Raw genomic sequence first — 25,425 nt, forward strand, 5'->3', positions numbered from 1 at the left:
CGGGTGGACGGGCACCCAGCGGCCGGGCCGTGGCGACCCGGACGGCCGCAGCCCTAGCTCACGGCGACCGGGGCCCTAACCCGCGGCGACCGCGGCACGCAGCTCGGCGAACGCGGCGCCGAGCGTCTCCGGGGTGAAGTGGGCGTTCAGGCCGCTCGGGTTGGGCAGCACCCACAGCCGGGCCGGCCCGAGCGTCTCGGGCTGCGGCCCGAAGCCGGCCTTCGGCCGGGTGAACCCGATCCGGTACGCGGAGACGCCGACCACCGCCACCCAGCGCGGCCGGTACCGCTCGACCTTCGCGGTGAGCGTCGCCGCGCCGTCGACCAGTTCCGCGGCGGTCAGCTCGTCGGCGCGGGCACTGGCGCGGGCCACCATGTTGGTGATCCCGAGGCCGAGTGCGGGCAGCGCGTCCTGCTCGCTGGGGTGCAGCAGACGCGGGGTGAACCCGCCCCGGTGCAGGGCGGGCCAGAACCGGTTGCCCGGACGGGCGAAGTGCCAGCCGGTCGCCGCCGACCACAGACCCGGGTTGATGCCGACGAAGAGCACGTCCAGGCCGGGCGCGATGACGTCCGGCAGCAGCCGGTCGGCCGCCGCCGCGAGCTGCTCGCGGCTGGGGCGTGGGTGCCGCCGGGCGGGCGTGCCCGGCCCCGGGGCCGCCTCCGGCCGCCCACCGCCCGGGCGCCGTCGGTCGCTCACCGGCCCACCGCCCCGGGCGCCCGGCCCACCACAGCGACCACTGTCACAGCCCGCGCAGCGCGCCGCCGTCGACCGGGACGGTCACCCCGGTGACGTACCCGGCGGCGGGGGAGAGCAGGAACGCCGCCACCCGGCCGAACTCCGCCGGGTCGCCGATTCGCCCGAGCGGGATCGCCGCCTCCGCCTGGGCGCGGGCGCGCTCGGGATCGCCGGAACCGGCCAGCAGCTCCCGGTTGCGGTCGGTCATGATCCGCCCGGGTAGCAGGCTGACCACGCGGACGCCGCGCGGGCCGAACTCGTCGGCCATGTCCTTGGCCACGCCGGCCAGGCCCGGTCGCAGCCCGTTGGAGATGCCGAGGCCGGCCAGCGGTCCGCGTACCGAGGTGGACAGCACCAGCCCGATCGCGCCGCCGTCGGTGAGCGCGCCGGCCACCGTGCGGGCGAGCCGGACGCTGCCCAGGAAGACCGTCTCGAACGACTCGCGCCACTGCTCGTCGGTGACGGTGGCGGCGGTGCCGGACGGCGGGCCGCCGACCGAGATCAGCGCGCCGTCGAGGCGGCCGAAGTGTTCGCGGGCGGCGGCGACGAGCCGCTCCGGGGTGGCGGAATCGGCGAGGTCGGCGGTCAGCCCGATCGCCCGCTGCGGGTCGCCGAGCGCCTCGATCGCGGCGGCCACCCGTTCCGGGGTACGCGCGGAGATGACCACCCGGGCGCCGTCGGCGACGAGTTGTTCGGCGGTGGCGAAGCCGAGGCCGCCGGAGGCGCCGGTCAGCACGTACACCCGGTCGGCGAGTCCGAGATCCATACGCCCGATCCTGCCGTACCCGGGGGCGCGTGTCAGCGCGGGGCGGGCCGCAGCAGGCGTACCCGGCCGGCGAACTGGGCCGCGACGGCGCCGCCGGCCCGGGCGACGGCCGGCATCAGGCGGGGCCGGGGCGGGCGGTGGCCGTCGTAGCGGCTCGCAACCTCGCGCGCGGCCAGCTCCTCCGCGCCCAGCGGCGGCAGCGTGCCCCGGTCGCGCAGCTCGCGGGCCAGGTCCCAGCCGTCGCGCAGGGAGCCGTTCGAGGGGCGTCCGTCCGCCCACGCGGTGAACGTCGCCGGCCAGTGCGCGCCGAGGCCGGCGGCGAGCAGCGGCCAGTGCCGGGCCACGTCCGCGGCCCGCTTGCGCAGCAGCGCCCGGCGGGCCGCCTCGACCGGGGCCGGTGCGAAGCCGGGCGGCAGCGGTCCACCGGCGACGAGCGCGGCGACCAGCTCGGCCTGCCGGGCCGCCAGGTCGCCGCTCACGTGACCGCCGGGTGGCCGGAGGCGGCGGCGAGCGCGTCCAGCTCCGCGCGCAGCTCGGCGGCGGGCGGGTAGTGCCCGTCGCGTTCCAGCAGCAACGCGGGCGGCCGGCGCCGCTGACACAACTCGCGGACCAGGTCCAGCACGGCGGCGGGCACCGGGTCGGTGTGCGTGTCGTGGTAGAAGCCGCCGTGTTCGGCGCCGCCCGCGACGTGCGCGTAGGCGATGCGTTCCAGCGGCAGCCGGTCCAGCAGCGCGGTCGGCTCGCCGCCCCGGTTGCGGGCGTTGGCGTGCACGTTCGCGACGTCGAGCAGCAGCAGCGCGCCGGTGGCGTCGAGGATCTCGGTGAGGAAGTCCGCCTCGTCCAGCTCGTCGTCGGGCCAGTCGAAGAGCGCGGCGATCGGCTCCAGGGCCAGCGGCACCGGCAGCTCCGCCTGCGTCCGCCGCACGTTCGCCACCACCGCGGCGACCGCCTCGCGGCTGCGCGGCAGCGGCAGCAGGTGACCGGCCTCCAGACCGCCGGCCCGCACGAACGCGATGTGCTCACTCACCAGCGGCGCGTCCAGGGCCGCGGCCACCGCGGCCAGGTGCGCCACCCGGGCCGGATCGACCGGTTCCGCGCCGCCGAGGGACAGCCGCACCCCGTGGGGTACGACATCGACGCCGCGTCCGCGCAGCTCGGCGAGCCCGTCCGGGAGCGGCCCGGCCGGTGCGACCGCCTCCGCGACCACCTCGACGAAACGCAGCCCCGGCAGCCCGGCCACGAAACCGGCGATCTCGGGACGCCAGCCGATGCCGACGCCGGACGGGCCGCTCATCCGCCGCACCCGCCACCGCCGCAGCCACCGCCTCCGCCGCAGGAGCTGCCACCGCCGCACGTGGAGGCGCCGCCTCCACAGGAGGTGCCGGAGCTCGCGCCGCCGACGTTGCCCATCGCCTGCCGCTGGATCTCGGCCTGCTCGGCGAAGCCCGGATCCATGGTCCAGAGCGTGGCGGTGCCGAACAGCGCCACGCCCAGCGCCACATCCGTCGCGCCGTACGTGGCGTACGCGGGGGAGGCGGCCGGTCGCAGCCAGGCGTGCCGGCGGCGCATGTCGTTCAGCGCGGCGGTGGCCGCCCGGGTACGCCAGGGCACGCGGTTGAGCAGCAGGAACGCGAGGCCGAGCGGGAACAGGCTGAGCAGCAGCCAGCCGGTGGGCCGGTCGTTGAGCAGGCCGGAGATCGCACGCACGACGCCAATTGCCAGCAGGAAGCCGATCAGCAGCGCGCCGCCCCGCAGCGTCCGGCGCCGCTCCTGGTCCAGGGCCAGGCCCCGGCGTACCAGGCCGTCGCGCAGCTCGTCGAGCGCGCGCCGCACCCACTCGTCGGCGGCCAGGTCCCGGGTCCGCAGGCCGCGGCTCGCCGCGTGGTGGACCGCCTGGTCCAGCGGGGTGGCCCCGGCCGGCAGCGGACCGCCGGTGGTGAGCCGCCGGTCGGGTCGTACGCCGACCGCGCCCGCGTGGCGCAGCGCGCCGAGCGTGGCCCAGACGGCGAGCTGGTCGCCGCCGTTGAGGTAGGCGACCTGCTGCGGACCCAGCGCGCCGTGATCGGTCACCGGCGTGCCGGCCAGCATCCGACGCCGGTACACGATCGCGCCGATGACCAGGACGACGGCGAGCAGGAGGTACCAGCGCAGGAATACGGGGCCGGGGATGCCCCAGGTGTCGGAGGGGGTCATCGTCTGCTCCTGTCGCGAGGAGGGGTCGCGGCTCATTGTGGAGCAGGCGCGCCAGAGTCGATCTCCTGGAGCGGCGCAGTTACCGGACCGAGACCGGCGGGCTCAGTGCCGGCGCACTGCCTCCTCGACCAGGTCGAGCACCCGGGCCAGGTCGCCGGCCGGGCGGCCCATCGCCAGGTGCAGCACCAAGCCGTCGTAGGCCAGCTCCAGGAACTGGGCAAGCACGTCGATCGGGACGTCGTCGCGCAGCACGCCGGCCTCGCGCTGGCGTACCAGGCGCTCCCGGGTCGCCGCGGCGATGGCTTCGGAACGCTCCGCCCAGCGCTTGGCGAAGGCCGGGTCGGTACGCAGCCGGCGCGAGACCTCCAGCTGGCTGCCGAGCCAGCCGGTCGTGTCGGGCGAGACCGCCCGGGCCAGCAGGTCGCGCATGACCTGCACCAGGCCGTTGCGGGCGACCGTCTCCACCATGGCGGCGGCGTCGTCCTCGGCGACGGCGAGGAACAGGGAGTCCTTGTCCCGGAAGTGGTGGAAGATCGCACCCCGGGACAGGCCGGTGGCCTCCTCCAGCCGCCGCACTGTGGCGCCCTCGTAGCCGTGCCGGGCGAAACACGCCCGCGCCGCCGCGAGGATCTCCTGCCGGCGCGCGTCGAGCTGGTCCTGACTTACTCTGGGCACGAACGGATCGTCGCAGGTGGAACCGCGTGATGCAAACCGTACGTACGGCTTGAGATGCGAATTCGGAAGATCATCCGGCCGCGTCCGATGGTTAGGATCGGCGTGTGACCGCCCTTCCCGCGCGCCCGCTCACCGTCGCCGCCGTCCAGGCCCAGCCCGTCCCCGGTGACGTCGCCGGCAACGCCCGCGCCGCCGCCCGCCTCGTCGCCCGGGCCGAGGGCGCCCGGGTCGTGGTGCTGCCCGAGCTGTTCCTGCCGGCGTACCATCCGCCGACGCTGGGCGCCGACCCGGAGGGCACCGACGTGGCCGCCGACGCCGACGGCCGGGTCGCCGACCCCCGGCTGGACCCGCTGCGGACCGCCGCCGCCGACGCGGGCGCGGCAGTGGTGAACGGCGCCGCCGTCCGCCACCCCGACCGGCGGCGCACCATCTCCTCGCTCGTGGTGGACCCGGCCGGCACGGTCACCGCCGCGTACGACAAGCAGCAGCTTTGGAGCGGCGAGCGCGAGCTGTTCGACGCCGGCCGCCGGGGCGCCACGCTCGAAGTCGACACGTGGCGGCTGGGCCTGGGCGTCTGCTACGACGGCTGCTTCCCGGAGCACGCGCGGGCGGCGGCCGGGGACGGCGCGCACGGATACCTCTGCCCGAGCGGCTACCTGGCCGGCTCGGCGCACCGCCGCGACCTCTACTACGCCGCCCGGGCGCTGGACAACACGATGTACGTCGTGTTCGCCAACGCGGTCGGCGGCGCGGACCCCTGGCGGTTCAACGGCGGCGCGGCGGTGTACGACCCGGAGGGCCGGCCGCTGGCGCGGGGCGCCGACACCGGCGAGGACGTGCTGGTGGCGACGCTGGACCCGGACGCGCTGGCGGCCACCCGCGCGGCGCACACCATGCTGCTCGACCGGCCGGTGGACGCCGGCGCGGCCCGTACGGCGCTCGTCGCCTGACCGTGGCTGGGCCCGGGGCCCTGTCGGTGCTCCGAGCGTTCCCGTAGGGTGCCCAAGTGCCGTTGCTCCTGCTCGATCTGGACAACACCCTGCTGGACCGCGACGGGCCGTTCCGTGTCTGGGGAGAACGCTTCCTGGCGGGCATCGGCGCGCCGCCCGCCGACCTCGACTGGCTGGTGTCGGTGGACGCCGACGGGCTGACCAACCGGTGGGACGTCGCGGACGCGATCCGCGACCGGTACGCGCTGCGCATCCCCTCGATCGACCTGGTGGACGAGCTGCACGACGGCGTGGTGGCGCACATGCGGCTCGATCCGCTGGTGGCCTGCGCGCTGCGGATCGCCGCCGACGCCGGCTGGGTGCCGCGGGTGGTCACCAACGGCGCGTCCCGTCAACAGGACGCCAAGATCCGCAAGACCGGCCTGGACCGCTACGTCGCCGACTGGGTGATCTCGGAGGAGGCCGGCGTCAGCAAGCCGAACCCGAGGATCTTCGCGCTCGCCGCCCAGCGGGCCCGGATGCCGCTGCGCGGCGCGTGGGTGGTCGGCGACAGCCCGGAGGCGGACATCGGCGGCGCGGCCGCGGTGGGCCTGCCCAGTGTCTGGCTGCACCGGGGGCGCCGCTGGTCGGACCCCCGGTTCGCGCCGACCCGGATCGAGGACGGGCTGATCGCGGCCGTCGCCGCAGTGCTGGCCGGCTGACCGGCGGCGCGGGCCGGCAGGCAGCGCGGCGGCACCGCGCGGAAATCCGTTGACCCGCGCCGGGGCGCGTACGAGCATGGTGCCGCGCGAGTGCGCAGCCGGGGGTGCCCGGTCGAGGAGAGGAGGTCGGTCATGGCCGTTTTCGCAGGGTCGTACCACCTGCCTCCACCAGCCTCGATCGAAGGACAGATCCACCCGTGCGCGATCATGACTTCCCGGCGCCGCAGCGCCGTGGCCGCGGCAAGAGCCGCTTCGACGACGACGAAACCGACTTCCTGAAGCGGGGGCGGCCCACGCCGACCCTCGCCGACCCGGACGCCGAGCCCGACGCGGAGGACAGCTGGTCCTCCTGGGACCGGGCCGTCCACGGCCCCGAGCCGTACCCGGACTGGCTGGTCACCGAACTGGCCGCCCGGGACACCGAGCTGGGGGTGCTCAAGACCGGCAAGGAGGCGGACGTCCACCTGGTCCGCCGCGCCGTGCCGGACACCGACCGCTCGTGCCTGCTGGCGGTCAAGCGGTACCGCGACGCCCAGCACCGGCTCTTCCACCGCGACGCCGGTTACCTGGAGGGCCGCCGGGTACGCCGGTCGCGGGAGATGCGGGCGATGACCGGCCGGACCGCGTTCGGCCGGCAGATGATCGCCGGGCAGTGGGCGGCGGCCGAGTTCGCCGCGCTGTCCCAGCTCTGGGAGATCGGCGCCGCCTCCGGGCGGATCGCGGTGCCCTATCCGGTGCAGCTGCTCGGCACCGAGCTGATGCTGGAGTTCGTCGGCGACGCCGAGGCGGGGGAGGCCGCGCCACGGCTGGCGCAGGTCCGGCCCGACGCCGCCGAGCTGCGTGACCTGTGGGATCAGCTGGTCGAGGCGCTCACCGTGCTGGCCCGGGCCGGGTACGCCCACGGCGACCTGTCTCCGTACAACTTGCTGGTGCACGCGGGCCGGCTGGTGATGATCGACCTGCCGCAGGTGGTCGACGTGGTGGCCAACCCGCAGGGCGGCGAGTTCCTGGGCCGGGACGTGCGGGTGGTGGCCGCCTGGTTCGCCGCCCGCGGCATGCCGGCCACCGTCACCGATCCGGAGGCGCTCACCGAGGCGCTGCTGCGGGAGGCGGGGATCCGCTGACGGGCGGGCGTCCCGGGTGGTCGAGCCGCCCGGGACGCCCACCCGTGCGGGTCATTGCAGGTAGCGCTCGACCTCCGGCACCGGGCGCTCGCCCTGGGCGTCCGGGTCGCCGTGCGCCTGGCGCGCGGCCCGGCGACGGCGCAGCAGGTCCCAGCACTGGTCCAGGGACTCCTCCAGGGCCCGCAGCCGCTCCCGGGCCTCGTCGTCGGTGCCGGACTCGTGCTGCTGCGCGTCGGCCCGCAGCCGGTGCTCCTCGTCGACGAGTTCCGAGATCCGGCTCAGGATGGTCTTGTCGTCCATGCCCGAAGCTTGGCACAGCGGACGGGTCCGCGCCCGCGTTCTGCCGGCGTCCGCGATAGGTGAGCGCCGCTCGCGCTCCGCAACCACCACTGTGTACGGGAGTGACGCACATCCCACGGGCTCCATTCTCGACAAAGAGATTGTTGTTACGTGAAATATCCTCCGACCTGCCTTTTGATCTGCGGCTCAGGATGGCATGCTCGCGAGCAACGTCACGGGTCGATACGAAGCCGCGACCCTGAGTCAACCGAGGGAGCGTTCAGGTGCCCGAACCAACGGACACACCGGGACCCACCGGCCGACCCCGAACCGTGCCGCTGCGGCAGATCCTGCCGGCGGTGCTCCGCGACCCCGCCCGGGCGCTCATCGACATCGGCAACCGTACCGAAGGTGAACTGGTCCGGCTGAACCTCGGCTCGTTCCGCCCCTACCTCGTCACCCACCCCAAGCACGTGCAGCACGTCCTGCGCGACCGGGCGGACAACTACGAACGGGCCGGCGACGGGCTGTTCTGGCGTCCGGTCAAGCGGCTGTTCGGCGAGGGCATCCTCGGCGAGGGGCAGATCTGGTCGGCCAGCCGGCGCATGCTCCAGCCGATGTTCACCGCCAAACGGGTCGAGGCGCTGGTCGACGGCATGGCCGACGCGATCCGCGACGCGGTCGACGAGCTGGACGAGCCGGGCCGCGCCGGCCGTCCGGTCGACATCGGCGTGGAGCAGGCGCGCATCGTCAGCCGGGCGATCATGAAGGTGCTCTTCGCCGACCGCATCTCGGTGCCGGACGCGATGCGCGTGATCGAGGCGCAGGACCGGATCGCCACCGCCGTCATCCCCCGCATCATCGTGCCGTTCGCGCCGCTGTCGCTGCCGATGCCGGGCGACCGCACGTTCGCCCGTGCCGTACGCATCGTGGACGACGTGCTGGTGCCGATCGTCCGTGAGACCCGCGAGTCCGCCGACCAGGGCGACGACGTCATCTCGACGCTCTGGCAGGCCCGCACCGACGACGGGCGGCAGCTCGACGAGCGACAGGTCCGCAACGACACGGTGGCCATGTTCGCCGCCACCACCGAGACCACCATCAACGTGCTGACCTGGGCCTGGCCGCACCTGGACCAGCACCCCGAGGTGGCCGAGCGGCTCTACGCCGAGATCGACGAGGTGGTCGGCGGCGAGCCGGTACGCCGCGAGCATCTGAGCCGGCTCACGTACACCCGGATGGTGCTGGACGAGATGCTGCGGCTCTACCCGATCGGGTGGATCATCCCGCGCCGCGCGGTCGCCGGGGACGTCATCGACGGCGTGCCGATCGAGCCCGGCGCGACGATGGCGGTCAGCCCGCTGATCACCCAGCGGATGCGGCAGTTCTGGGACCGCCCGGACGAGTTCGACCCGGAGCGGTTCCGGCCCGAGCGGGTCCGGGCCCGGCACCGGTACGCCCACTTCCCGTTCGGCGGCGGGCCGCACCAGTGCCTCGGCATGTACCTGTTCTACCTGGAGGCGCAGCTCATCCTCGCCACCATGCTCAGCCGCTACCGGTTCCGGCTGCACCGCCCCGGCGTACCCGGGTTGCGGCTGGCCGCGGCGCTACGGCCGCGCGAACGGGTGGAGCTGACACTCGTCGCGGCCGGGCGGGCGGAGCGGGCATGACCGACGGGCCCACACCGGATCCGCTGGCCGCCGCCGCGGAGCAGGGCCGGGTCTGCGCGCTCGCCGCGCAGGGCCAGCGCGGCCTGCGCAAGGCCGCCGCGGCGCATCCCGAGCTGTTCCCCGCGGACCCGTTCGACGCGACGCTGTTCAGCAGCATCGCCCAGGCGATGGCGTTCAGCGCCCCCTGGCACAGCGCGGCCGAGCTGGCGGTGACCAACCGCGCCGTGCTCTGGGGGTTCGCCGTGGACTGGCTGGTCGACCATCAGGCGACCAGCCGCGCCCAGGTCGACCGGATCACCGGCGTCTGCCTGGACGTGCTCGACGGCGCCGACACCGACGACCCGCTGGGCCGGTTCCTGGCCGAGTTGCGCGACGATGTGGCCGCCGCGCCCGGCTACCCGGCGCTGCGCGGCCACTGGCGTGCGGCGATGCGACGCACGCTCGACGCGATGGCCCGCGAGTGGGACTGGCGGCGCGCCGGTCGCCCCACGCTCGCCGACTACCTCGCAAACGCCGACAACCTCGCCGCCACAGTGGTCAACGTGGCGCACTGGATCCACACCGGATCGGTGTCCACCGCCGAGGCGATGGACCGCGCGGTCGCCGTCAGCGACGAGGTGCAGCGGGCCCTGCGGCTGGTGAACGACCTCGGCACCCACCGCCGGGACGCCGAGTCCGGCGACCTCAACGCGCTGCTGCTGGTGGACGACCCGGCCGCTGTCGAACGGCGGTTCGCCGAGCAGGTCGAGCACTGCCGCGTCCAGCTGGCGAAGCTGGCCGGCCAGGCGCCCCGGGAGGCCGACTTCCTGTCCCGGCAGCTCGGCTTCACCACCGGCTTCTACCGGAACACCGACTTCTGGGGTGTGCGGTGACGCTCACCGCCGGCCCGGCCACCCGGCCCGCGCCGGCGCGTGAACTGGTCGCCGCGCTCACCGGCGAGCCGGCCGGGCAGACGTCGCCGTCGGTCTACGAGACCGCCCGGCTGGTCGCGCTCGCGCCCTGGCTGGACGGCCACGACCGGCGCCTGGCCTGGCTGCTGGCCCGGCAGCGGCCGGACGGCGGCTGGGGCGGTCCCGGCGGGTACGCGGTGGTGCCGACGCTGAGCGCGGTCGAGGCGCTGCTGACAGTGCTGCGCCGCGACGGCCCGGCCGCCGCGCCGGCCGCCGCGGCGCACCGGGGACTGGCGTTCCTGTCCGGCGCGCTGCGCGGTGACGCCCCGCCTGACCTGCCGGCCACCGACCTGATCGTGCCCGCGCTGCTCACGGCCGTGGACCGGCACCTCACCGGACCGGCCGGGCCGCCACCCGGGCTGGCCGAGTGGGCCGCCCGGCCCCGCCTGCCGCTGCCGGCCGGTCTCGACCCGGCCCGGCTGACCCGGGTACGCGCGCTGCTGGCCGCCGGGCGGCCCGTGCCGGAGAAGCTGGCGCACGCGCTGGAGGTCGCCGGTGAGCTGGCGTACCGGGCGGCCGGAGTGCGTCCCTCGGCCAGCGGCGCGGTGGGCGCCTCCCCGGCCGCCACGGCCGCGTGGCTGGGCCGTCCGGAGCCCGGACCGGCGCTGGACTACCTGCGCGCGGTGGCCCGGCCCGGCCCGGTGCCCTGCGCCAGCCCGATCACCGTCTTCGAGCGCGCCTGGGTGCTCGGCATCCTGGTCCGGGCCGGTGTGCCGGTCGGCGCGCCCGAGCCGGTGCTGACCGAGCTGCGCGCCGCCGTCGGCCCGTCCGGCGCGGCCACCGCGCCCGGCCTGCCCGCCGACGCGGACACCACCGCTGTCGCGCTCTACGCGCTGGCCCGGCTGGGCCGCGCCCCCGGCGTCGGGCCGCTGGCCGGGTTCGACACCGGGCGGCACTTCTGCACCTGGCCGGGGGAGGACGGCGCGTCGCTGACCACTAACGCGCACGTGCTCGACGCGCTCGGCGAGCAGCCGAGCGGACCCGGCGTCACCGGCGCCCGCCGCCGGGTCACCGAGTGGCTGCTGGAGCGGCAGGAGCCGGACGGGCGCTGGGAGGACCGCTGGCACGCCTCGGCCTGCTACGCCACGTACGCGGTGCTGCTGGCGCTGGCCGACCACGCGCCCGACGGCACGGCGCGCCCCGCCGTCGAACGGGGCGTCGCCTGGCTGCTGGACACGCAGCGCCCGGACGGCTCCTGGGGACTGTGGCACGGCACCGCGGAGGAGACCGCGTACGCGGTGCTCGCTCTGGCCGGCGCGGGCCGTCCCGGGGACGCGCGGATCGCCGCGGCGCTCGCCCGCGGTCGCCGTCGACTGTCCGAGCTGGACGGATGCGACGACGAACCGGCACTATGGCACGACAAGGATCTCTACCGCCCGACACAGATCGTGCGCGCGGCGGTGGTGGCGGCCTCCGGCCGTGCCGTCGAGGCCGGACCCACCATGATCAGGATCGCTTGAACGTAGTTCACGACGGCTGCTAGCGTGCGCCGGAGTCGATCGGATTTCGGGCCGACCGTAGACCGGGCCAGGACGGTGTGATGGGTTCCCGCAGTACGAATCTCCGTACGAAGATCATCGCGCTGCTGGCGTCGCTGACCGCGCTGTGGGCGTTCGCCGCGTGGGTGACCGTGCGGGACGGATTCAACCTGCTCGGCGTGCAGACGCTCAACGCGCGCGTCTTCGAGCCGAGCGACCCGCTGCTGCAGGAACTGCAGGCCGAGCGGCGGCTGTCGCTGCGCTATCTGGGCGAGTCCGACCCGAGTCGGCTGCGGGAGCTGGACGCCCAGCGCGCGCGCACCGACGAGACCGCCGCCACGCTGTGGCGCTCGGTGCAGGACTGGCGTACCGAGATCCCCGCCAGCGAGGAGCTGATGCAGCGGCTCGGCGAGCTGAAGACCGAGCTGGACCAGATCGGCCAGGTCCGCGCCGACGTGAGCCGCAAGACCATCGACCGGACCGCCACGCTCACCGCGTACGACGAGGCGGTCGACGCGATCTTCGCCGTCTTCGACGCGCTCGGCGGCCTCGACGACGACGAGATCGCCAAGGACACCGCCGCGCTCATCGACCTCAACCGGTCCCGGGAGCTGCTGTCCCAACAGGACGCGCTGATCACCGGCGCGATCGCGGCCAACCGGATCACCGTGGCCGAGCAGACCGCGTTCGCCCGCCTGGTCGGCGCGCAGTGGTTCCTCGCCGACCGCACCGCCCGGGAGCTCGCCCCGACCGACCGCGCACGCTTCGAGCGGATGGTCGAGGGCGACGCGTTCCAGCAGTTGCAGACCCTTCAGGACCGGGTCCTCGCGGCCAAGGGCGCCGACGTGCGCCCGCCGGTGACCGCAGCGGCGTGGCAGGCCGCCGCCGAGCAGGCGATGGCCGACCTGCGCGGGGTGATCCTGGCCGGCGGCGAGGACATCGTGTCCCGGGCGATGCCGGTAGCGATCGGCGTCATCGTGCGGCTGGTGCTCGCCGCCGGTCTCGGCCTGCTCGCCGTCATCGCCTCCGTGGTCGTCTCGATCACCACGGCCCGGTCGCTGGTGCGGCAGCTCGAACGGCTGCGCGAGGCGGCCTTCAACCTGGCGCACGAGCGGCTGCCGAGCGTGGTGGAGCGGCTGGGCCGCGGCGATGAGGTGGACGTCGCCCGCGAGGCGCCGCCGTTGCAGTTCGGCGACGACGAGATCGGCCAGGTGGGCAAGGCGTTCAACGTCGTGCAGGAGACCGCCGTCCGCACCGCCGTCGAGCAGGCCGAGCTGCGCCGCAGCGTACGCGACGTCTTCCTCAGCCTGGCCCGGCGCACCCAGGCGCTCGTGCACCGGCAGCTCACGCTGCTGGACGCGATGGAACGCCGGGAACACGACGCCGAGGAGCTGGAGGACCTGTTCCGGGTCGACCACCTGGCCACCCGGATGCGGCGCAACGCGGAGAACCTGATCGTGCTCTCCGGCTCCACGCCCGGCCGGGCCTGGCGACGCAACGTGCCGATGGTCGACGTGGTCCGCGGCGCGGTAGCCGAGGTCGAGGACTACACCCGGGTCACGGTGCGCCCGCTCGGCGAGGTGTCGCTGACCGGCCGCGCCGTCGGTGACGTCATCCACCTGCTGGCCGAGCTGATCGAGAACGGGCTCTCCTTCTCGCCGCCGCAGACCACTGTCGAGGTTCGCGGTCAGCTCGTGGCGAACGGCTTCGCCATCGAGATCGAGGACCGGGGCCTCGGCATGAGCCCCGACGAGCTGGCCGCCGCCAACGCGCGCATCGTCGACCGGTCCGAGCTGAACCTGGCCGACGCCGCCCGGCTGGGCCTGTTCGTGGTCAGCCGGCTCACCGAGCGGCACGGCGTCAAGGTGCAGCTCAAGGAATCCGCGTACGGCGGGACCACCGCCGTGGTGCTGATCCCCCGTGAACTGATCACCGCTGACGGCGCCGACGCGGCCGAGGCCCTTCCCGCACCCGGGACGGCCCTGCCCGTGGCGCCCGCGCCGGACCCGGTGCGGAGCACTCCGGCCGGCGACGGGCCGGCGATCCCGTCCGGCCCGGACGGCGCCGCCGAACCGGACCAGCCGGCCGAGCCCGCCCCGCAGGTGCCGGAGCCGGTGACGCGGGCGCCCCGGCTGACCCCGTCCGGGCTGCCGGCGCGTACCCGCAAGCGGCAGCCCGCGGTGGCCGGGCCCACCACGGAGCTGGCGGTGGTGGAGCGGCGGCCCGCCGCCACGACCGCCGCGGCGGAGGCGTCGCCGGCGACGGAGCCGGAGACCGAGGCGGAGACGACGCCGGTCACCGACGCGGGACTGCCGGTCCGGGTACGCCAGGCCAGCCTCGCGCCGGAACTGCGGCACGACCAGACCGAGGCAGACGACGACGCCGCCGACGATGACACGGCGCGTGCACCGGAGCAGGTGCGCCGGATGATGAGCTCCTACCAGAGCGGCACCCGACGCGGCCGTACCGATGCCGCGCGCCTGCTCGGCGGGGCTCAGGGGGCCGGCGGTGCGCCGGCCGACGCGGACGAGCAGGTTACCTGACCGGGACGTCGACGCGACGGAAACCGGAAGCTGACGGCACACAGCCGGAAAGAAGAGGACGACGAGTGGCGCAGAAGACGGCTTCGAGCGCGGATCTGACGTGGCTGCTGGATGACCTGGTCGGCCGGGTCAAGCAGGCGGAGCACGCCGTGGCGCTCTCCACCGACGGACTGCTGATGGCCTCGTCCCGCGGATTGAGCCGGGACGACGGCGAGCACCTGGCCGCCATGGCGGCGGGCATCCAGAGCCTGGCCCGTGGCGCGGGCAAGCGGTTCGGCGGCGGGCAGGTGCAGCAGACCATCATCGAGATGCAGTCCTCCTTCCTGTTCGTCACAGCGGCCGGGCGTAACGCCTGCCTGGCGGTGCTGGCCTCGGAGGACGCGGACGTCGGCCTGATCGCGTACGAGATGGCCATGCTCGTCACCCGGGTCGGCCGGTTCGTCGCGTCACCGACCCGGGAACAGCCCCTCGGCGAGAACGCGGCACGATGACCGGCCGGGGGGAGTCCGCGGAGCAGGAGTGGGTGGACGACCACGCCGGCCCGGTGGTGCGCCCGTACGCGGTCACCGGCGGCCGGGCCCGCCCGGTGACCGGCACGTTCGACCTGATCTCGCTGGTCACCGCGACCCGCACGGATGTCGGGTCGGAGTCCGGGCTGGGCCCGGAGCACGTGGCGATAGTCGGCCTCTGCCAGCGGATTCTCTCCGTGGCCGAGATCGCCGCCCATCTCGACCTGCCGGTGGGCACGGTCCGGGTCCTCCTCGGAGACCTGGCCGCCCGCAGTCTGGTGCAGGTACGCGAGCCGCGCGCGACCACCGCCGGCCTTCCCGACGAGCACGTTTTCGAGGCGGTTATCAATGGACTACGGGCGCTCTGAGCGGCCGGCGGGCGCCGGGCCGCTGCCCACCGCGATCAAGATCCTGATCGCGGGCGGGTTCGGCGTCGGCAAGACCACCATGGTGGGCGCGGTCAGCGAGACCAAGCCGCTGCGCACCGAGGAGGTGCTGACCGAAACCGGGATCGGCATCGACGACCTGTCCGGCGTGGAGGAGAAGTCGACCACCACCGTGGCGATGGACTTCGGCCGGATCACCATCAGCGACGACCTGGTGCTCTACCTGTTCGGCACGCCCGGGCAGGACCGGTTCTGGTTCGTCTGGGACGAGCTGGCGCTCGGCGCGCTCGGGGCGGTGGTGCTCGCCGACACGCGCCGCCTGGCGGACTGCTTCCCGTCGATCGACTACTTCGAGGGGCGCGGCACGCCGTTCGTGGTGGCGGTGAACTGCTTCGAGGGGGCCAAGAAGTTCCGGCTCGACGAGGTGCAGGCGGCGCTCGACCTGGACCCGGGCGTACCTGTGGTGCTGTGCGACGCGCGCAAGCGTGAGTCGGCCAAGGAGGTGCTGATCACGCTGCTGGAACACGCCATGAAGCTGCGCGAGGCGCGCCGCCGCGCCGCCGGCGACTGAGGCTGCGTCGCATGACCGAGCTGAGTGTCCGGGCGATGTCACCGGAGGAGTTCGACAGCTGGCAGGACGAGCTGGCCGCCGGGTACGCGCGCGAGCACGTCACGGCCGGCAACTGGACGCCCGAGGAGGCGCTCGACCGGGCCCGGGAGGCCACCGCCGGCTTCCTGCCGCAGGGCATGGCCACGCCCGGCATGCTGTTCCTGGTCGGCGAGCTTGCCGACGGCTCACCGGTCGGCTGGCTGTGGATCGGCCTGACCCACCCGCGCGGTCTCGCCGACTGCGCGTTCCTCTACGACATCGAGGTGGCCGCCGGGCACCGGGGCCGGGGGCTCGGGCGGGCGCTGCTCGCGGCGGGGGAGCGGGTGGCCCGGGAGCACGGCGCCCAGGCGCTGGAGCTGAACGTCTTCGGCACCAACGAGACGGCGCGCAAGCTGTACGAGACGTCGGGATACCGGGTGGTCACCCAGCAGATGCGCAAGGACCTGCCCGCCTAGGCACGGGCGTCAGAGGCGGGTGGCGGTCCGGATCAGGCCGGCCAGCGCCCGGGACCGGCTGTGCGGTGGCCACGCGATGACCGTGGTCACCGCCGGCGCGTCCGGCACCGGCACGGTGGCCAGGTCGGCGAGCAGCAGCGACCGGGCCGACTCCGGCAGCACCACCACGGTCCGGCCGAGCGCGATGAGCTGGAACAACTGGGCGTGGTCCCGGACCTCGGGGCCGGGCCCGTCCGGATACGACCCGTCGGCCCGGGGCCAGCGCGGCATGGGCAGGCCCGGCAGCGCCTCCACCTCGGCCAGCAGCAGGTGCGGTCGCCGGGCCAGCGGATGCCCGGCCGGCAGGATCGCCACCTGCGGCTCGGTGATCAGCTCTTCGGTGTCCAGCCCGGTCGTCGAGTCGTACGGCAGGTGCAGCAGCGCCACGTCGGCCCGCCCGTCGCGCAGCAGCCGTTCCTGCTCGCCGATGCCGCACAGCAGAACCTCGACCGGGACCGCGTCCGGCTCGGCGGCGTACGCGCCGAGCAGTTTCGGCAGCAGCTCGCTCGACGCCCCGGTCTTGGTCGCCAGCACCAGCCCGGGGCCACCGGTAGCGGCCTGCCCGGCGCGTCGGGTGCGGCGGTCGGCGGCGGCCACGGCGTCGAGTGCGGCCCGGCCCTCCCGCAGCAGCACCGACCCGGCCGCGGTGAGCGCGACGCTGCGGCTGTCCCGCTCCAGCAGAGTCACGCCGAGACGGCGTTCGAGCTGCCGGATCGCTCGCGACAGCGGCGGCTGGGCGATGCCCAGGCGGCGCGCGGCGCGGCCGAAGTGCAGCTCCTCGGCGACCGCCACGAAGTAGCGAAGCTCCCGCGTCTCCATCCCGCCACCGTACCGCCGCATCGATACCTTCCGGGTATCGCGCGCCACCGAAGCGGTGTTGGAGGCCCGCGCGGCCCGCGGACAGGATCGAGGGCATGAGCGAACGGACGATCGCGCTGGTGACCGGCGCGAACAAGGGAATCGGGTACGAGATCGCGGCCGGCCTGGGCGCGCTCGGCTGGCGGGTGGGCGTCGGCGCCCGGGACGAGCGGAGGCTCGCCGAGGCGGTGGCGAAGCTGCGCGCGGGCGGCGTGGACGCGTTCGGCGTACCGCTGGACGTCACCGACGACGCGAGCGTGACCGCCGCCGCCCGGCTGCTGGAGACGGAGGCCGGCGGTCTGGACGTGCTCGTCAACAACGCGGGCGTGACAGGTGGCGTGCCGCAGCACCCGGGCGACGTCGACCTCGCGACCATCCGGACCGCCGTCGAGGTCAACGTGATCGGGGTGGTCCGGGTGACCGAGGCGATGCTGCCGCTGCTGCGCCGCTCGACGTCGCCCCGGATCGTCAACATGTCCAGCGGTGTCGGCTCGCTGACCCGGCAGAGCGCCTCCACCGGAGAGGACCAGACCGGGCCGCTGTCGGTGGCGTACTCGCCGTCGAAGAGCATGCTCAACGCGGTGACCATCCAGTACGCGCGGGCGCTGGCGGACACCGGCATCCTGATCAACGCCGCCTGCCCGGGCTTCACCGCCACCGACCTCAACAGCTTCCGCGGTGTGCGGACCCCGCAGCAGGGCGCGGCGATCGCGATCCGGCTCGCGACGCTGCCCGACGACGGGCCGACCGGCGGCTACTTCGAGGATGCGGGCACGATCCCGTGGTGACTCCGGTCAGCTTCTAGACGTGACTGAGCGTGACGCTCACGGCGGGGTATACCGCTCTCAGGTGACGCCACCTTCCCCGGACGACACGCCCGGACATGCGGTGGTCCATCAGAGCGCGGTGCGGACCGGCTGTCGAGGGTGGCCCGTCAGAACCACATCACCGGGTTGCCGGTGGCCACCGACGCCGCGCACAGCCGGCGCAGCGGCTCCACGATGTAGGCGAAGTCGTTGCCCGACCGGCTCCGGGTCCGCACCGCGAGCCGTTCGGGCGGCGGCTCGCCGTGCTCGCCCACCGGCCGCATCGCCAGCACCGTCCGCGTCCCGCCGGCGGTGAGCTCCACCCGGTCGCCGGGCAGCGGCCGCTGGCCGAACCGGACGGCCCGGAACAGCGTCACCGGCGGGTCGGCGGTGTCGACGACGAAGAAGCCGTCCGGATCTACCCCGGCCCGGAAGTCCGGGCCGAGCATGAACACCCCGTGGTAGCTCTCGACGTACTGCATCAGCACCCGGCCGGTCGCCTCGTCGATCAGTTCGACCCCGTCGGTGATCCGATCGGTGCGCGCGAACGCGTCCAGCTCGGCGAGCGCCACCGCCGCCCGGTCGGCCGGCAGCGAGCCGCCGTTGAGGTTCGGCAGCGCGGTGGCGAGCGTCGGGAAGCGCTCCGGGCCGGCGGCGCGTAGCGCCTGCTGGAACAGGCGTACGCCGGCCCAGTTGGAAACGTGCTCGCTCGCCTGCTCCATGGCCTTGTGCGGGCACGCCTCCGCCAGCCAGGCGTCGAACGTGCGGTGCGCGGCCTCGTTGCCCTCCCACTGCCGCAACAGCGCGAGACAGCCGTCCTCGTCGATGCCGACCGGTCCGACCGGGCACGGCGTGGTGAGGCCGTCCTGCCGGCACCGGCAGTACACGAACGCGTCGAGTCCCACGCCGGCACGCTACCGGCGCCCGATCGTCGGCGCGTACCCGTTTCCGCCGGCCCGCTTCCGTAGGCACGCTTCCGGCGGGTCACGTGATGGCGAGCAGCATGCCGTCCCCCTGTTCGGCCGCGGCGCGGTAGAAGTCACGCAGCGCGGTGAAGTTCGGCAGCAGGTAGGCGTCGAACTCGTCGGCGCCGTCGTCCCAGATGTGCGGGTAGATCTCGGCCTCCGACAAGGCTGCCGGGTCGAAGCGGGCCCGCAGCGTTGCCTCGTCGATCGCGTCGAGCCCGCCGGCCACAGCGCGGACGGCGTCGGGCATCAGCAGCCGGGCCGGGCCCATCCCCAGGTCCGGCCCGATCGGGTCACCACCCAGGACGGCCGGCCCGGCGTCGCCCCGGATCTCGTACGTGTCGCCGGTCAGTAGGTAGTGCAGCCCGTGCCACGCCTTGTCGAGGTCGAGCTCGTCCGGGCCACCCTGGAACAGGGTGTCGACCTTCTCCGGGTCGGCGAGGACCGCCGCCAGCTCCTCGGCGGACAGCCGGCGTGCGTTGAAGATCATGCCCACGGGGTGCCTCTCAGGGGTGCCGGTCGGAATCGGCGGCAGCGTAGCGTGCGCTTGCGACGGGCATGGCACCATCGGCGCATGGCCACTGACACCCGCCACCTCGCCGTCCACATCGACCGTCCGGTCGCGGAGGTCTACGCCTTCGCCGCCGACCCGGCGAACCTGCCCCGCTGGGCGCCGGGCCTCGGCGGTTCGGTGAACCTCATCGACGGCCAGTGGTTCGTGGACACACCCGAAGGGCGGGCGCGGCTCACGTTCGCCCCGGCCAACGAGTACGGCGTGCTCGACCACGAGGTGCGGACGCCGTCGGGCGAGACGGTGTACGTGCCGTTGCGCGCCATCGCCGACGGCAACGCCACCGAGGTGGTGTTCAGCCTGCGCCGGATGCCCGGCATGAGCGACACGGACTTCGACCGGGACACCGCGCTGGTCGAGGCGGACCTGGCCCGGCTCAAAGCCGTGCTGGAGAGCGCCGCCGGCTGAGAGGCGCGCGTGGTCAGTCGGCAGTCCGGCCCCGACAGTGGCAAGGAGGGCGCGTCATGCCCCTGCTGCGGATCCACCTCGACAGCGACCCGACCACCGCCCGCCGACTCCGATTGAAATGGGAATTGCTCCACCCGGGCTCGGCCGGTGATCGTGAGCGCGGGACGAAATTCGACGTACCTGGGCGCTGAATGCAATTCTTGATTCAGTCGCCGATCGCGTCCCGCATTCGTTCCCTCGTCCAGTATTCGGACGGGTCGGTGGCACCCGGGCTCGGATTGTGGGTAGCGACCACCGGGCCGGGCGGCGCCGGCCGCGCCGCGCCGCCGTCGCGCGCCGCGACGACCACGACGGCCACAGCCACGGCGAGCGCCGCGACGGCGGCCGCGCCGAGCAGTACACGATGTGACATGTCGCCTCCTCCGGACCGGTCGACCGGTGCCGGTCCGCCTGGTGCGCCGGCGGCACACCAGGCGGACCGTCGTTCACCAGGTGTCGTTCGCGTACGTGTTGTAGAGCGTCCCCACCACCGCGGCGGAGAAGTACGGCGAGCCGTTCGTGTTCGTGCCGCTCGAGTAGCTCATCACCCCGTGCACGTCACCGCGCCTGGTGGTGTTGTCGTAGCTGTAGTACCACGGGCCGCCGCTCGAACCGCCCCCGAAGCCGCAGTTCATCTCGATCCGGTTGCTGCCCGCGTCCCGCGACGTGCCCGAGCAGACCCACTGGATCTCGCCGCTGTCCTTGTTGCTCGGGTAGCCGAAGACGTCGTAGTGGTACGCGCGCCCACCGCCGGTGAGCAAGCCGTTCGCGCCGACCGCGTCCACGATCGACCGGCTGCCGTAGACGAGCGCGACGGCCACGTCGTACTGCCGCTCACGGGTGCTGATCCAGCCGCTGGGCACCGCCAGCGTGGACCAGTCCCAGGTGCCGTACGGCTGCGCGCCGTTGCGGTAGGACGGCACGAACATCCAGTTCGCGGTGTGCCAGTCCCGGCCCGGCCCGTCGTGCACGCAGTGTGCGGCGGTGAAGACCATGTTGCGCGCCGGGCTGTTCACCACGCTCGCCGAGCAGTAATGGCCCAGGCCGTCGGTCGAGCTGGTGTAGAAGATCTTCCCCACCGTGATCGACTCGTTGAGCTGGGCGCCGAAGCCGCTGCCGTCCTTCGGCGCCACCGCCTCCGCGAAGCGCCGTACCCGCTCCGCCGTGGGGCTCTGGGTGACCGGGCCGGCGGCCTTCTCCACCTCGTCGGCGGGAGTGGCCGCCGCCATCCGCTCGGCCGTCCAGTATGCCCTGGCCTGCCCGGCCGACGACCCCACCTTGCGCTCGATCGAGGTCACCGCGGCCGGAGCGGCGGTGCCGGAGGTGGTGTCGGTGGCGGCCTGAGCCGGAGTGCCGGCGAGGATCGTCGGCAGGATCAGGATCGGCAATGCCAGAAGTCTCATCGACGTTTTCATGAATTCCTTCCCAGTGTTTCGATTCCCGTATCGAAAACTGGAGCGCCCCCGTGGTTCGTCGCGACAACCGAAACGTATGGACGGGCTTCGGCGCTTGTCAATGAATCATGGATGTCGATTCTGTGCATTGTCGGATGTGCGATCGGTCGCTGCGGGAATTCCATCCAGTCGCAATTTTTCGGGGTGGATGAGGCACGCAAAAGGGCCGCTCCCCGCCGGAGCGGGAAGCGGCCCTCGGTGAGCCGTACGGGATCAGCTGGCGATCATGCGGCGCAGCACGTACTGCAGGATGCCGCCGTGCCGGTAGTAGTCCGCCTCACCCGGGGTGTCGATGCGGACCACGGCGTCGAACTCCACGCCGGTGTCGGTGGTGACCTTCACCGTGCGCGGGGTGTCGCCGTCGTTCAGCGCGGTCACGCCGCTGATCGAGAACGTCTCCGTGCCGGTCAGGCCCAGCGACTCGGCGGTCTCGCCGCCCGGGAACTGCAGCGGCAGCACACCCATGCCGATCAGGTTCGAGCGGTGGATCCGCTCGTACGACTCGGCGATGACCGCCTTCACGCCCAGCAGCATCGTGCCCTTGGCGGCCCAGTCACGCGACGAGCCCGAGCCGTACTCCTTGCCGGCCAGGATGACCAGCGGGACGCCCGCCTCCTGGTACGCCATCGAGGCGTCGTAGATCGAGGTCTGCTCACCGGTCAGGTGGTTGACGGTGAAGCCGCCCTCGACACCCGGGACGAGCTGGTTGCGCAGCCGGATGTTGGCGAACGTGCCCCGGATCATCACCTCGTGGTTGCCCCGGCGGGAGCCGTACGAGTTGAACTCGTGCCGGGCCACGCCGTGCTCGGCCAGGTACTTGCCGGCGGGGGAGTCCGCCTTGATCGAGCCGGCCGGGGAGATGTGGTCGGTGGTCACCGAGTCGCCCAGCTTCGCCAGCACGCGCGCGTCGGCGATGTCCTGCACCGGGGCCGGCTCCTGCTGCATGCCCTCGAAGTACGGGGGCTTGCGCACGTACGTCGACTCGCCGTCCCAGGAGAACGTGTCGCCGGTCGGGGTCGGCAGCGACTGCCAGCGCTCGTCACCGGCGAACACGTCGGCGTACGCGGCGCTGAAGCCGGTCGCGCCGATCGCGGAGGCGATGACGTCCTGGATCTCGGCGCTGTTCGGCCAGATCTCCCGCAGGTACACCGGGTTGCCCTGGGCGTCCTCGCCGATCGGCTCGTTGGCCAGGTCGATGTCCATGGTGCCGGCGAGCGCGTACGCGACCACCAGCGGCGGGGACGCCAGGTAGTTCATCTTGACGTCCGGGTTGATCCGGCCCTCGAAGTTGCGGTTGCCGGACAGCACCGACACGACCGCGAGGTCGCCCTCGTTGACGGCGGCGGAGACCTCCTCCGGCAGCGGGCCGGAGTTGCCGATGCAGGTGGTGCAGCCGTAGCCGACCAGGTTGAAGCCGAGCTTCTCCAGGTACGGGGTGAGGCCGGCGCGGTCGTAGTAGTCCATGACGACCTTCGAGCCCGGCGCGAGGGTGGTCTTCACCCACGGCTTGCGGGCCAGGCCCTTCTCCACCGCGTTGCGGGCCAGGAGCGCGGCGCCGATCATGACCTGCGGGTTCGAGGTGTTGGTGCAGGAGGTGATCGCGGCGATCACCACGGCGCCGTGGTCCAGCTCGTACTCGACGCCGTCGGCGCCGGTCACGCGTACCGGATTGCTGGCCCGGCCGCCCGCGCCCACCGCGGCGGTCTCCAGGTCGCGCGGCGCGTCCGCCCGGTCGGGCACGCCGTTGGCGGGGGAGTCGCTGGCCGGGAAGGACTCGGCGGACGCCTCGTCGGCCGGGCCGTCGGCGCCGAACGGCTTCTCCTGCTGCGGCACGCCCGGCTTGCGGCCCGGGTCGCCACCGGTCTCGTCGGCGGCCACGTAGTCGCTGAGCGCGGAGCGGAACAGCGTCTTGGCGCTGCCCAGCGGCACCCGGTCCTGCGGGCGCTTCGGGCCGGCCAGCGACGGCTCGATGGTGCTCAGGTCCAGCTCGAGGCGCTCGGAGTACTCCGGCTCGCGCTCCGGGTCGTGCCAGAGGCCCTGCTCCTTGGCGTACGCCTCGACCAGCGCCACCTGCTGTGCGTCGCGGCCGGTCAGCTCCAGGTAGCGGACGGTCTCGGCGTCGATCGGGAAGATCGCCACGGTGGAGCCGTACTCCGGCGACATGTTGCCGATGGTGGCGCGGTTGGCCAGCGGCACGGCGCTCACGCCGGGGCCGTAGAACTCGACGAACTTGCCGACCACGCCGTGCTTGCGCAGCATCTCGGTGATGGTCAGCACCAGGTCGGTGGCGGTGGTCCCGGCCGGCATCTCGCCGGAGAGCTTGAAGCCGACGACGCGGGGGATCAGCATGCTGACCGGCTGGCCGAGCATCGCGGCCTCGGCCTCGATGCCGCCGACGCCCCAGCCCAGCACGCCCAGGCCGTTGACCATGGTGGTGTGCGAGTCGGTGCCGACGACCGTGTCCGGGTACGCCTGGCCGTTGCGCTCCATGATCGTACGGGCCAGGTACTCGATGTTGACCTGGTGCACGATGCCGGTGCCCGGCGGGACGACCTTGAACTCGTTGAACGCGGTCTGGCCCCAGCGCAGGAACTGGTAGCGCTCCTTGTTGCGCTCGTACTCCAGCTCGACGTTGCGCTCGAAGGCGTCCTCGCGGCCGAACAGGTCGGCGATGACCGAGTGGTCGATGACCAGCTCGGCCGGAGCGAGGGGGTTGACCTTCGTGGCGTCGCCGCCGAGGTCGCGTACCGCTTCGCGCATGGTGGCCAGGTCGACCACGCAGGGCACGCCGGTGAAGTCCTGCATCAGCACCCGCGCCGGGGTGAACTGGATCTCCACGCTCGGGTCGGCGGTGGCGTCCCACGCGCCGAGCTGCTGGATGTGGTCGGCGGTGATGTTCGCGCCGTCCTCGGTCCGCAGCAGGTTCTCCAGCAGGATCTTCAAGCTGTAGGGCAGTCGCTCGTGGCCCTCCACCTTGTCGATCTTGAAAATCTCGTAGCTCGCGTCTCCGACGCGTAGCTGGGTCTTCGCACCGAAGGTGTCGAGGCTCGCCACGTCGTACTCCTTCACACCAGCGACCGTGAGTAGTCCTGAGCAGTTTGTCGCACCGACCGGAGCGCCGCCGTGCTTAGGCAACACTTACCTGCGTCGGTCTCTACAAAACCGTACGTCCGTCTTGCTATTCACGCAACCTCGTGCCACGCTGCGGGACGAGGAGGTGCCACCATGATCCATCACGTCCTGCTCGCCTGCCCCCGCGGCTCCGAGGATCTGTCCCGCTCCTTCTACACCGGCCTGCTCGGCCTCACCGAGAAGCCCAAACCCCCGGCCCTCGCCGCCCGCGGTGGTTGCTGGTTCACCGGGTACGACGCCGAGCTGCACCTGGGCGTCGAGGACGACTTCCGCCCCGCCCGCAAGGCCCACCCGGCCCTGATGCGGCCCGACCTGGACGAGCTGGCCGCCCGCCTGGTCGCTGGCGGCCACGCCGTGACCTGGGGCGACGAGGAGATTCCCGGCATGCGGCGGTTCCACACGCACGACCCGCACGGCAACCGGCTGGAGTTCTTGGCCCCCGCCGGGTGACCGGGCGCGGGTAGGGTCGGCGGGGTGGTCGACGTACAGCACTGGCTCGCCGCCCTCCCACCGGGCCTGATCTGCCTGCTCGTGGGCGTGGTGATCGGCGTCGAGAGCATGGGCATCCCGCTGCCCGGCGAGATCGTGCTGGTCAGCGCCGCCCTGCTCGCCGCCACCGGCGCCGTCGGGCCCGAGTGGGTGGCCGCCGCCGCAGCCACCGGCGCGATCCTCGGCGACTCCGTCGGGTACGCCGTCGGCCGCCGCGGTGGCCGTCCCCTCTTGGAGCGGCTCGGCCGGCGCTTCCCGAAACACCTCGGCCCCGCGCACCTGGCCCGCGCCGAGCTGAGCTTCGCCCGGCACGGTGTCTGGGCGGTGTTCTTCGGGCGGTTCGTCGCGCTGCTGCGCATCCTCGCCGGGCCGCTCGCCGGAGCGCTGCGCGTGCCGTACCGCCGGTTCCTGGTCGCCAACGCCGCGGGCGGGCTGGTCTGGGCGTTCGGCACCACCTACCTGTTGTTCTATCTGGGGCAGGCCGCCGAGCACTGGCTCAAGGACATCTCCTGGGCCGGGCTGGTGCTGGCCGTGCTGGCCGGCGTGGTGAGCACCGCGTGGCTGCGCCGCCGAGCCAAGCGCCTGCAGCCCCTGGACAGCCCCGACACCTCCGACCCGGTCCCCGCGGCTGACCGCTGAC

The 25,425-nt window shown here is 73.7% G+C and carries 28 protein-coding genes; 15 read left to right on the top strand and 13 right to left on the bottom strand.

The genetic code is table 11. The annotated features are described in order from the left end of the window. Positions 1-75: 75 nt before the first annotated feature. From mug to BAW75_RS11575, 6 genes are all read right to left on the bottom strand, one after another. Complete coding sequence (mug, locus tag BAW75_RS11550) at positions 76-696, bottom strand: G/U mismatch-specific DNA glycosylase (RefSeq protein ID WP_104113567.1); 621 nt, start codon at positions 694-696, stop codon at positions 76-78. A gap of 43 nt (positions 697-739) precedes the next feature. After that, positions 740-1,501, bottom strand: coding sequence for an SDR family oxidoreductase (locus BAW75_RS11555; RefSeq protein WP_104113568.1), 762 nt, complete (start codon positions 1,499-1,501; stop codon positions 740-742). A 32-nt stretch (positions 1,502-1,533) separates the two neighbouring features. Beyond that, positions 1,534-1,980, bottom strand: a complete 447-nt coding sequence (locus BAW75_RS11560; RefSeq protein WP_104113569.1) for an SCO6045 C-terminal-like domain-containing protein — start codon at positions 1,978-1,980, stop codon at positions 1,534-1,536. Continuing rightward, positions 1,977-2,795 (bottom strand): MbnB/TglH/ChrH family RiPP precursor modification enzyme, encoded by an 819-nt coding sequence (locus BAW75_RS11565; RefSeq protein ID WP_104113586.1) that lies wholly within the window; start codon positions 2,793-2,795, stop codon positions 1,977-1,979. The genes BAW75_RS11560 and BAW75_RS11565 overlap by 4 nt, the downstream gene beginning before the upstream one ends. Continuing rightward, positions 2,792-3,694 (bottom strand): TIGR04222 domain-containing membrane protein, encoded by a 903-nt coding sequence (locus BAW75_RS11570; protein ID WP_104113570.1) that lies wholly within the window; start codon positions 3,692-3,694, stop codon positions 2,792-2,794. The genes BAW75_RS11565 and BAW75_RS11570 overlap by 4 nt, the downstream gene beginning before the upstream one ends. 102 nt (positions 3,695-3,796) lie before the next feature. Then, the gene (locus BAW75_RS11575; RefSeq protein WP_030503274.1) at positions 3,797-4,369 is read right to left on the bottom strand and encodes a TetR/AcrR family transcriptional regulator; all 573 of its coding nucleotides are present in this window, start codon (positions 4,367-4,369) and stop codon (positions 3,797-3,799) included. Positions 4,370-4,473: 104 nt separating this feature from the next. On the opposite strand from BAW75_RS11575, the gene BAW75_RS11580 reads away from it, so the two are divergent. The 3 genes from BAW75_RS11580 (at position 4,474) to BAW75_RS11590 (ending at position 7,144) form a co-directional block, all read left to right on the top strand. Beyond that, positions 4,474-5,319 carry a carbon-nitrogen hydrolase family protein gene (locus tag BAW75_RS11580; protein ID WP_104113571.1) on the top strand — a complete coding sequence of 282 codons (846 nt, stop codon included), beginning with the start codon at positions 4,474-4,476 and terminating at the stop codon, positions 5,317-5,319. Between the two features lie 56 nt (positions 5,320-5,375). Continuing rightward, the gene (locus BAW75_RS11585; protein WP_104113572.1) at positions 5,376-6,020 is read left to right on the top strand and encodes an HAD family hydrolase; all 645 of its coding nucleotides are present in this window, start codon (positions 5,376-5,378) and stop codon (positions 6,018-6,020) included. A gap of 197 nt (positions 6,021-6,217) precedes the next feature. Further along, complete coding sequence (locus BAW75_RS11590; RefSeq protein WP_043329659.1) at positions 6,218-7,144, top strand: serine protein kinase RIO; 927 nt, start codon at positions 6,218-6,220, stop codon at positions 7,142-7,144. A 51-nt stretch (positions 7,145-7,195) separates the two neighbouring features. Here BAW75_RS11590 and BAW75_RS11595 read toward each other — a convergent pair whose 3' ends face one another. Then, a complete protein-coding gene (locus tag BAW75_RS11595; RefSeq protein ID WP_030503278.1) occupies positions 7,196-7,444 on the bottom strand; it encodes a DUF2630 family protein in 249 nt (82 codons plus the stop codon). A gap of 311 nt (positions 7,445-7,755) precedes the next feature. On the opposite strand from BAW75_RS11595, the gene BAW75_RS11600 reads away from it, so the two are divergent. The 8 genes from BAW75_RS11600 to BAW75_RS11635 all read left to right on the top strand — a co-directional run bounded on the left by BAW75_RS11600 (position 7,756) and on the right by BAW75_RS11635 (position 16,024). Next, entirely contained in the window at positions 7,756-9,093 is a 1,338-nt protein-coding gene (locus tag BAW75_RS11600; RefSeq protein WP_208635234.1) for a cytochrome P450, read from the top strand. After that, positions 9,090-9,965 (top strand): terpene synthase family protein, encoded by an 876-nt coding sequence (locus tag BAW75_RS11605; RefSeq protein WP_104113574.1) that lies wholly within the window; start codon positions 9,090-9,092, stop codon positions 9,963-9,965. The genes BAW75_RS11600 and BAW75_RS11605 overlap by 4 nt, the downstream gene beginning before the upstream one ends. Then, on the top strand, positions 9,962-11,503 hold the full coding sequence (locus BAW75_RS11610) for a prenyltransferase/squalene oxidase repeat-containing protein (protein WP_104113575.1): 1,542 nt from the start codon (positions 9,962-9,964) through the stop codon (positions 11,501-11,503). The genes BAW75_RS11605 and BAW75_RS11610 overlap by 4 nt, the downstream gene beginning before the upstream one ends. An 80-nt stretch (positions 11,504-11,583) precedes the next feature. Beyond that, a complete protein-coding gene (locus BAW75_RS11615; protein ID WP_104113576.1) occupies positions 11,584-14,064 on the top strand; it encodes a sensor histidine kinase in 2,481 nt (826 codons plus the stop codon). Between the two features lie 65 nt (positions 14,065-14,129). Then, complete coding sequence (locus tag BAW75_RS11620) at positions 14,130-14,555, top strand: roadblock/LC7 domain-containing protein (RefSeq protein WP_030503283.1); 426 nt, start codon at positions 14,130-14,132, stop codon at positions 14,553-14,555. After that, positions 14,552-14,941, top strand: a complete 390-nt coding sequence (locus BAW75_RS11625; protein ID WP_030503284.1) for a DUF742 domain-containing protein — start codon at positions 14,552-14,554, stop codon at positions 14,939-14,941. Before BAW75_RS11620 ends, BAW75_RS11625 begins: the two co-directional genes overlap by 4 nt. Then, positions 14,922-15,530 (top strand): GTP-binding protein, encoded by a 609-nt coding sequence (locus BAW75_RS11630; protein ID WP_043329666.1) that lies wholly within the window; start codon positions 14,922-14,924, stop codon positions 15,528-15,530. Before BAW75_RS11625 ends, BAW75_RS11630 begins: the two co-directional genes overlap by 20 nt. An 11-nt stretch (positions 15,531-15,541) precedes the next feature. Next, complete coding sequence (locus tag BAW75_RS11635; RefSeq protein ID WP_104113577.1) at positions 15,542-16,024, top strand: GNAT family N-acetyltransferase; 483 nt, start codon at positions 15,542-15,544, stop codon at positions 16,022-16,024. A gap of 9 nt (positions 16,025-16,033) precedes the next feature. Here the strand turns inward: BAW75_RS11635 and BAW75_RS11640 are convergent, their stop codons facing one another. Beyond that, a complete protein-coding gene (locus BAW75_RS11640) occupies positions 16,034-16,882 on the bottom strand; it encodes a LysR family transcriptional regulator (RefSeq protein WP_104113587.1) in 849 nt (282 codons plus the stop codon). A gap of 95 nt (positions 16,883-16,977) precedes the next feature. Between BAW75_RS11640 and BAW75_RS11645 the strand changes: the two genes are divergently transcribed. Beyond that, a complete protein-coding gene (locus BAW75_RS11645) occupies positions 16,978-17,709 on the top strand; it encodes an SDR family oxidoreductase (RefSeq protein ID WP_104113578.1) in 732 nt (243 codons plus the stop codon). 146 nt (positions 17,710-17,855) lie between these two features. Here the strand turns inward: BAW75_RS11645 and BAW75_RS11650 are convergent, their stop codons facing one another. After that, positions 17,856-18,632, bottom strand: coding sequence for a hypothetical protein (locus BAW75_RS11650; protein WP_104113579.1), 777 nt, complete (start codon positions 18,630-18,632; stop codon positions 17,856-17,858). Between the two features lie 79 nt (positions 18,633-18,711). Beyond that, a complete protein-coding gene (locus BAW75_RS11655; RefSeq protein ID WP_205797677.1) occupies positions 18,712-19,182 on the bottom strand; it encodes a YfbM family protein in 471 nt (156 codons plus the stop codon). 84 nt (positions 19,183-19,266) lie between these two features. On the opposite strand from BAW75_RS11655, the gene BAW75_RS11660 reads away from it, so the two are divergent. Further along, positions 19,267-19,671, top strand: a complete 405-nt coding sequence (locus BAW75_RS11660; protein ID WP_043329676.1) for an SRPBCC family protein — start codon at positions 19,267-19,269, stop codon at positions 19,669-19,671. 205 nt (positions 19,672-19,876) lie between these two features. On the opposite strand, the gene BAW75_RS11665 is transcribed toward BAW75_RS11660, so the two are convergent. The 3 genes from BAW75_RS11665 to BAW75_RS11675 all read right to left on the bottom strand — a co-directional run bounded on the left by BAW75_RS11665 (position 19,877) and on the right by BAW75_RS11675 (position 24,233). After that, on the bottom strand, positions 19,877-20,083 hold the full coding sequence (locus BAW75_RS11665) for a hypothetical protein (protein WP_043329680.1): 207 nt from the start codon (positions 20,081-20,083) through the stop codon (positions 19,877-19,879). Between the two features lie 73 nt (positions 20,084-20,156). Further along, on the bottom strand, positions 20,157-21,113 hold the full coding sequence (locus BAW75_RS11670) for a trypsin-like serine peptidase (protein ID WP_233607910.1): 957 nt from the start codon (positions 21,111-21,113) through the stop codon (positions 20,157-20,159). Positions 21,114-21,377: 264 nt separating this feature from the next. Beyond that, positions 21,378-24,233 (bottom strand): aconitate hydratase, encoded by a 2,856-nt coding sequence (locus tag BAW75_RS11675; protein ID WP_104113580.1) that lies wholly within the window; start codon positions 24,231-24,233, stop codon positions 21,378-21,380. A 156-nt stretch (positions 24,234-24,389) separates the two neighbouring features. Between BAW75_RS11675 and BAW75_RS11680 the strand changes: the two genes are divergently transcribed. Then, positions 24,390-24,746 carry a VOC family protein gene (locus BAW75_RS11680; protein WP_104113581.1) on the top strand — a complete coding sequence of 119 codons (357 nt, stop codon included), beginning with the start codon at positions 24,390-24,392 and terminating at the stop codon, positions 24,744-24,746. 24 nt (positions 24,747-24,770) lie between these two features. Further along, on the top strand, positions 24,771-25,424 hold the full coding sequence (locus BAW75_RS11685; RefSeq protein WP_104113582.1) for a DedA family protein: 654 nt from the start codon (positions 24,771-24,773) through the stop codon (positions 25,422-25,424). The last annotated feature ends 1 nt before the right edge of the window (position 25,425 follow it).

The organism is Micromonospora chalcea (genome assembly GCF_002926165.1).
Lineage (GTDB): Bacteria > Actinomycetota > Actinomycetes > Mycobacteriales > Micromonosporaceae > Micromonospora > Micromonospora chalcea.

Excerpts from the sequence above, each read along its gene's own strand:
- BAW75_RS11555 (WP_104113568.1), bottom strand. The coding sequence starts at position 1,501 with ATGGATCTCGGACTCGCCGACCGGGTGTACGTGCTGACCGGCGCCTCC.
- BAW75_RS11565 (WP_104113586.1), bottom strand. The coding sequence starts at position 2,795 with ATGAGCGGCCCGTCCGGCGTCGGCATCGGCTGGCGTCCCGAGATCGCC.
- BAW75_RS11570 (WP_104113570.1), bottom strand. The coding sequence starts at position 3,694 with ATGACCCCCTCCGACACCTGGGGCATCCCCGGCCCCGTATTCCTGCGC.
- BAW75_RS11595 (WP_030503278.1), bottom strand. The coding sequence starts at position 7,444 with ATGGACGACAAGACCATCCTGAGCCGGATCTCGGAACTCGTCGACGAG.
- BAW75_RS11605 (WP_104113574.1), top strand. The coding sequence starts at position 9,090 with ATGACCGACGGGCCCACACCGGATCCGCTGGCCGCCGCCGCGGAGCAG.
- BAW75_RS11615 (WP_104113576.1), top strand. The coding sequence starts at position 11,584 with ATGGGTTCCCGCAGTACGAATCTCCGTACGAAGATCATCGCGCTGCTG.
- BAW75_RS11625 (WP_030503284.1), top strand. The coding sequence starts at position 14,552 with ATGACCGGCCGGGGGGAGTCCGCGGAGCAGGAGTGGGTGGACGACCAC.
- BAW75_RS11630 (WP_043329666.1), top strand. The coding sequence starts at position 14,922 with ATGGACTACGGGCGCTCTGAGCGGCCGGCGGGCGCCGGGCCGCTGCCC.
- BAW75_RS11635 (WP_104113577.1), top strand. The coding sequence starts at position 15,542 with ATGACCGAGCTGAGTGTCCGGGCGATGTCACCGGAGGAGTTCGACAGC.
- BAW75_RS11640 (WP_104113587.1), bottom strand. The coding sequence starts at position 16,882 with ATGGAGACGCGGGAGCTTCGCTACTTCGTGGCGGTCGCCGAGGAGCTG.
- BAW75_RS11645 (WP_104113578.1), top strand. The coding sequence starts at position 16,978 with ATGAGCGAACGGACGATCGCGCTGGTGACCGGCGCGAACAAGGGAATC.
- BAW75_RS11655 (WP_205797677.1), bottom strand. The coding sequence starts at position 19,182 with ATGATCTTCAACGCACGCCGGCTGTCCGCCGAGGAGCTGGCGGCGGTC.
- BAW75_RS11660 (WP_043329676.1), top strand. The coding sequence starts at position 19,267 with ATGGCCACTGACACCCGCCACCTCGCCGTCCACATCGACCGTCCGGTC.
- BAW75_RS11665 (WP_043329680.1), bottom strand. The coding sequence starts at position 20,083 with ATGTCACATCGTGTACTGCTCGGCGCGGCCGCCGTCGCGGCGCTCGCC.
- BAW75_RS11670 (WP_233607910.1), bottom strand. The coding sequence starts at position 21,113 with ATGAGACTTCTGGCATTGCCGATCCTGATCCTGCCGACGATCCTCGCC.
- BAW75_RS11680 (WP_104113581.1), top strand. The coding sequence starts at position 24,390 with ATGATCCATCACGTCCTGCTCGCCTGCCCCCGCGGCTCCGAGGATCTG.